Origin of the sequence: Nostoc sp. PCC 9305 (assembly GCF_963920915.1) — a bacterium.
Lineage (GTDB): Bacteria > Cyanobacteriota > Cyanobacteriia > Cyanobacteriales > Nostocaceae > Nostoc.
This window is the reverse complement of sequence record NZ_CAWUDN010000258.1, coordinates 1-1,177: the sequence shown is the minus strand read 5'-3', so window position 1 is coordinate 1,177 and position 1,177 is coordinate 1. Positions and strand designations below refer to the sequence as shown.

Annotated in this window: 1 pseudogene; it reads left to right on the top strand. The window is 42.8% G+C overall.

Features of this window, described 5'->3' with window-relative positions:
• Positions 1-75 precede the first annotated feature (75 nt).
• Positions 76-1,166: pseudogene (locus ACM0OX_RS35660) on the top strand (ISAs1 family transposase).
• The last annotated feature ends 11 nt before the right edge of the window (positions 1,167-1,177 follow it).

The following is a 1,177-nucleotide window of genomic DNA, read 5'->3' as shown; positions in this document are numbered from 1 at the left end:
GCAGGGTGGTTTCATACAAACAGAGAAAAATGACAATAGTTATGGGAAGCGATCGTAAATTGACAATCTGGAAGTATGAACAATCTCATCGAACAGTTGCAGCAAGTCCCAGACTATCGGCACATTAGAGGACGGAGACATGAATTGTGGTTAGTACTGTTTCTGATATTGCTGGGAGCCATGACAGGATATTGGGGCTACCGACCACTCGAAGATTTTACCCGTGTACACAGACAAAGCTTGATTGAACTGTTAAACCTAGATGTGACAATCAATTTTCCATCCTATTCAACATTTCGACGAGTACTGACAACAGTGGATTTTCAGCCACTAACAGACTTATTTAATAATTGGGCATCGGTTTTTGTTCCACCAATACCAGGAGAAAGATTGGCAATAGATGGTAAAGGCATTCGTTGCACAGTCACAGATTACAGTCAGTCCTACCAAAACTTTATCAGTACAGTATCAGTTTATAGCCATGAGCGGGGCATTGTACTCAGGATGCAACCAATGTCCAACAAAAAAATTAGTGAAGTGGCGATCGTCAAACAATTAATCTCCGAGTTTTGTGGTCAACAAGTCGTTTTTACCCTTGATGCGTTGCACTGCCAAAAAAAACTGTATCGCTGATCATCGATAGTGGCAATGATTACCTGATTGGATTAAAAGAAAATCAACCAACACTCTATAAAATGGCTCAAACTGAATCACAACAGGATACTCCACTCAGCAGTGCCACAACTGTAGAGAATGTTCATTCTCGACTAGTCCAACGTCAGTGCAAGGTTTTTGCTGCCCCGGAACCACTTCAAAAAAAATGGTCTGGACTCAAAACTTTTGTGGTTGTCGAGCGTCAGGGTGAGCGCAATGGTCAGCCATTCTCCGAGCGTCAATTCTATATCTGTAGTCAATATCTCGAAGCTCAACAGTTACTTGCCGACATTCAAGGGCATTGGGGTATCGAAAATCGACTGCATTGGGTCAGAGATGTGACATTCAAAGAAGACTTTCCACCACGGCGTGGTGGCAATGCCCCTGTGAATTGGTCTATCTTACACAACTTTTTCATTACGATCGCTCGCCAACTTCGTTTCCGAACTATTCCTCAAGCACAACGCGCCCTCTCCAATCAACTGCACAAAGTTTTTTCTTTCTTTGTATGAAACCACCCTGC